6 protein-coding genes are annotated in these 3,539 nt (G+C 63.0%); 3 read left to right on the plus strand and 3 right to left on the minus strand.

Features of this window, described 5'->3' with window-relative positions; genetic code table 11:
- Nucleotides 1-312: 312 nt before the first annotated feature.
- The 3 genes from DYZ14_RS23865 to DYZ14_RS23875 form a co-directional block, all read right to left on the minus strand.
- Nucleotides 313-525 (minus strand): hypothetical protein, encoded by a 213-nt coding sequence (locus DYZ14_RS23865; RefSeq protein WP_154722915.1) that lies wholly within the window; start codon nucleotides 523-525, stop codon nucleotides 313-315.
- 173 nt (nucleotides 526-698) lie between these two features.
- On the minus strand, nucleotides 699-1,109 hold the full coding sequence (locus DYZ14_RS23870; RefSeq protein WP_154722916.1) for an SRPBCC family protein: 411 nt from the start codon (nucleotides 1,107-1,109) through the stop codon (nucleotides 699-701).
- Nucleotides 1,106-1,429 (minus strand): ArsR/SmtB family transcription factor, encoded by a 324-nt coding sequence (locus tag DYZ14_RS23875; protein ID WP_115672636.1) that lies wholly within the window; start codon nucleotides 1,427-1,429, stop codon nucleotides 1,106-1,108. Before DYZ14_RS23875 ends, DYZ14_RS23870 begins: the two co-directional genes overlap by 4 nt.
- Before the next feature lie 272 nt (nucleotides 1,430-1,701).
- Here DYZ14_RS23875 and DYZ14_RS23880 point away from each other — a divergent pair, with 272 nt between their 5' ends.
- The 3 genes from DYZ14_RS23880 to DYZ14_RS23890 all read left to right on the plus strand — a co-directional run bounded on the left by DYZ14_RS23880 (nucleotide 1,702) and on the right by DYZ14_RS23890 (nucleotide 3,536).
- Nucleotides 1,702-2,808 (plus strand): branched-chain amino acid ABC transporter substrate-binding protein, encoded by a 1,107-nt coding sequence (locus DYZ14_RS23880; protein WP_154722917.1) that lies wholly within the window; start codon nucleotides 1,702-1,704, stop codon nucleotides 2,806-2,808.
- 120 nt (nucleotides 2,809-2,928) lie between these two features.
- Nucleotides 2,929-3,252 carry a type II toxin-antitoxin system RelE/ParE family toxin gene (locus tag DYZ14_RS23885; protein WP_154722918.1) on the plus strand — a complete coding sequence of 108 codons (324 nt, stop codon included), beginning with the start codon at nucleotides 2,929-2,931 and terminating at the stop codon, nucleotides 3,250-3,252.
- On the plus strand, nucleotides 3,249-3,536 hold the full coding sequence (locus DYZ14_RS23890; RefSeq protein WP_154722919.1) for a helix-turn-helix domain-containing protein: 288 nt from the start codon (nucleotides 3,249-3,251) through the stop codon (nucleotides 3,534-3,536). The genes DYZ14_RS23885 and DYZ14_RS23890 overlap by 4 nt, the downstream gene beginning before the upstream one ends.
- Nucleotides 3,537-3,539 lie beyond the last annotated feature (3 nt).

Consider the following 3,539-nt stretch of genomic DNA (forward strand, 5'->3'; position numbering starts at 1 on the left):
ACCAGTCTCATCCCCGGTTCTTGCCAAGGGGCGCGCGGTCCCGACCGTCCGCTCTCCGGCGGATGGCCATCCGCCGGAGAGCGCATCAATCATCCAACAATCGATGCAGTTTGAACATGCAAGGGGGTGGCGAAGCCCCTGACCATGAGACCCGGGCAAGACGACGCCTGCTCTCGCCGACGTACGATCGCCCTGCCTCACTCCGGCACCAGAACCCGGGGCATGGAGGACCCCTCATCCGCCCTTCAGGCATCTTCTCCCCGCTGGGGAGAAGCGGGAGATCGCGGCCGGCGCCCGGCCGCGTGCCTTGCGCTACCCCTCCGCGCTACGCCGCCTCGCGACATAGGGCATGGCGAACAGGTATATCCCCGTGACGAGCAGCGGGATGAGCGGCACCAGCGCCAGCAACCCGATCCACACGGCCGGTTCAGCCATGCCCATCGCGGCGATATTGGCGATCACCGCCAGCGTGAAGGCGAGCGACAGCCAGCGGTGAATTTGCCTGATCCATTTGTTCCAGCGCATGGGCGCACTCCTTTCGATTGCGGGCCGCAGGTGCTGGCCCGGTTGGGATCGCATTGGTTTTTTCGGCAAAGCACCGCCGCGCCGTCCTCGGCCCCGTCCTGCGACGGGACCGCGTGACGATGACGGCAGCAAGGGCCGGAGTTCAGTGTCGAAGGACCCCGTGGCCGACCGCCTCAGTCCATGCGCGCCAGCACGTCTTCCAGGTTGTCGATGAAGCGCGGCCAGCCCTGCTTGGCGCCGCCGTAGAACATGGGCTGATCCGACTTGAAGCCGGTTTGCTCCATGCGCAGCATGGTGCCCTTTTCCGTCGGCGTCAGCGTCCAGGTGACGATACTCTCCAGCGGTTTTGCGTCCCAGCTATAGGACAGCCGCCGGTTCTCCTCGACCGCCCGCACGCTGCATTCCACGGTTCCCCAGTCCGCCTTGAGCGTGAACGCATGACCGAGTTCCGGCCTGAATTCGTTCTTCATCAGCCATGCCTCGATCAGGTGCGGCTGGGTGAGCGCGCGCCAGATCCTTTCCGGCGGATGCGGCAATTCCCGTTCGACGACGACGGAAAGCGTCTTGGTGGCGGTATCGGTCATTGATCCATCCTCTTCAAAAGGTCTTCGAGATCGTCGAACCGGCCTTCCCAGAAGCCGGTCATCTGTTTCGTCCAGTCGCTGAGCGGCGCCAGCGCCTCCAGCCTTGCGCTGTAGTGCGTCTGGCGCCCCGCGTGCCGGTCGGTCACCAGCCCCGCCCGCTTCAGCACGCCAAGATGCTTCGACACCGCCGGCTGCGACACCCCGGCCTGCGCGGTCAACACCCCGACCGTCTGTTCGCCCCGGCGGCACAAACGCTCGAAGATTGCCCGGCGGGTCGGATCGGCAAGGGCCGAGAAAAGCAGGTCAGGTGCATCGCTCATCGAATTCATAACTCTGTGGCTATTGATCAATCCTATAACTCTTCAGTTATGCGTTTGTCAACACAATGCCCGGGATGCGGAAATCGCAAACCAGCACTGCAATAATACGTAGCGTACGACATAAAATCCGACTGGCCACCCGGCTCGTCACGGTGTCTAATGAGCCTCGGCTAAAAAAGCCCCACCACCAATCCGGCGACGTCAAAGGCTGCCGGGAAAAGACGGGCTGTTCGGGAGCAGCCGGAAAAAATCGCCATCCAAGGAGAGAAGACATGAACCTGAAATTGCTGACGAGCACCGCACTGGTCGCCGCCCTCGCCTTCGCGTCCGGAGCACGCGCCGAGATCGTCATCGGCCTGATCGCGCCCTTGACCGGCCCGGTCGCCGCCTATGGCGAGCAGGTCAAGCACGGCGCCGAAGTCGCCGTCGATCAGATCAACAAGGCGGGCGGCATCAACGGCGAGACCGTCGTCCTGAAGATGGCCGACGATGCCGGCGAACCCAAGCAGGGCGTCTCGGCCGCCAACCAGCTGGTCGGCGAAGGCGTGCGTTTCGTCGTCGGTCCGGTCACCTCGGGCGTCGCCATTCCGGCCTCCGACGTGCTGGCTGAAAACGGCGTGCTGATGGTCACCCCGACCGCGACCGCCCCGGACCTCACCAATCGCGGCCTGACCAATGTGCTGCGCACCTGCGGTCGCGACGACCAGCAGGCCGAGGTCGCCGCAAAATACGTTCTTGCCAACATGAAGGACAAGAAGGTCGGCATCATCAACGACAAGGGCCAGTACGGCAAGGGCCTGGCCGATGCCTTCAAGAAGACGCTGAACGAAGGCGGCGTGACCGAGGTCTTCAACGACGCTCTCACCCCCGGCGACAAGGACTTCAGCGCCCTCACCACCCGCCTCAAGTCGGAGGGCGTCGAAGTGATCTATTTCGGCGGTTATCACCCGGAAGGTGGCCTTCTGTCGCGCCAGCTCGCCGACCTCGGCGTCAAGGCCACCATCATCGGCGGCGACGGCCTGTCCAACAGCGAATTCGCCTCGATTGGCGGTGACGCCGCCAATGGCGCGATCTTCACCAATGCATCCGACGCGTTGAAGAACCCGGACTCCAAGGCCGCCGCCGACGCGCTGGCCGCGGCCGGCATTCCGGCCGAAGCCTTCACGCTGAACGCCTATGCCGCCGTCGAGGTGCTGAAGGCCGGCATCGAAAAGGCCGGCAGCGCCGAAGATGCCGAAGCCGTCGCCACGGCCCTGAAGTCGGGCGAACCGATCGCCACCGCCATCGGCGCCGTCACCTACGGCGAAACCGGCGACCTCACCTCGCAGAGCTTCTCGCTGTTCAAGTGGGACGGCGGCAAGATCGTCGCCGTCGAATAAGACGAGCTTACCCAGACCGGGTATCGGAAAGCGGCCGCAGACGGCCGCTTTTTTTGTGGCTCGCAGACTGCCGGAGACAGGACCTTGAATATGTGTATCGATTTAGATACACTATTCAACATGAAACCGATTACGTTTCTGGGCGATAGCCGAGAGGCCTTGCGAGGATTTCCCGACACCGCCCGCTACCGCGCCGGCGTGGAATTGCGGGCGGTTCAATGTGGTTTCGATCCTGCCGACTGGAAGCCGATGACGACTGTCGGAGAAGGCGTGCGTGAGATCCGCATCCGCGAGGCCTCTGGCGCTTATCGGATCATTTACCTTGCAACATTGGCAGATCGTGTCCTGGTCCTGCATGCCTTTCAGAAAAAGACCAGAGCCACGGCACAGCGGGACATAGACTTGGCCTCCAGGAGATTGAACAGTTGGAAGACACGGAATTGACGGTTGAGACCTATGACAGCGTATTCGATGCGCTGGCCGAAACGGAAGCCGAAGCCGCGAACATGACGGCCCGTGCCGATCTGCTGCTCGCCATCCGCGAACAGGTCAGGAGTTGGGACCTGCCTCAGGAACAAGCGGCACGCAGACTTGGACTGACCAGACCACGCCTCAACGATCTGCTCCGCGGCAAGTTGGACAAGTTTTCCCTCGATGCACTGGTCAACATCGCGACCGCCGCCGGCTTTCGGCTGCAGATCGTCTTGGAGAATGAACAGGCGGCTTAGGCG

Origin of the sequence: Ciceribacter sp. T2.26MG-112.2, from assembly GCF_900492205.1 — a bacterium.
Taxonomy (GTDB): domain Bacteria; phylum Pseudomonadota; class Alphaproteobacteria; order Rhizobiales; family Rhizobiaceae; genus Allorhizobium; species Allorhizobium naphthalenivorans_A.